The organism is Streptomyces sp. DH12, assembly GCF_020873895.1.
Lineage (GTDB): Bacteria > Actinomycetota > Actinomycetes > Streptomycetales > Streptomycetaceae > Streptomyces.
In genome coordinates, this window is the sequence record NZ_JAHWGT010001098.1 from 1 (window position 1) to 450 (window position 450).

The following is a 450-nucleotide window of genomic DNA, read 5'->3' on the forward strand; positions in this document are numbered from 1 at the left end:
GGCCTGTGGGAGGAGGTCTCCGCGCACCTGTCGGCCCTGGAAGCGTCCGCCGGCCGGGTGCTGGGAGAGCCGGACGACCCGCTGCTGCTGTCCGTCCGCTCCGGCGCGAAGTTCTCCATGCCCGGCATGATGGAGACGATCCTCGACATCGGCCTGAACGACGAGTCCGTGCACGGGCTGGCCAAGGTCTCCGGCAGCGAACGCTTCGCCTGGGACTCCTACCGCCGCCTCGTCCAGATGTTCGGCAGCACGGTCATGGGCGTCGACTCCTCCCTGTTCGAACGCTCCCTCGCCCTTCTGAAGGACCTGCGCGGTGTGCGGGACGACGTGCACCTGACGGCGTCCGACCTGACCGAGCTGGTCGAGACGTACAAGAACCTGATCCATCTGGAAACCGGGGAGCACTTCCCGCAGTCCCCCGCCGAGCAGCTGCGCCGGGCGGTCCTGGCC

The 450-nt window shown here is 68.9% G+C and carries 1 pseudogene; it reads left to right on the plus strand.

Going from position 1 to position 450, the window contains the following annotated elements:
• Positions 1–450: pseudogene (locus tag LPA54_RS38715) on the plus strand (pyruvate, phosphate dikinase); the annotation flags it as partial.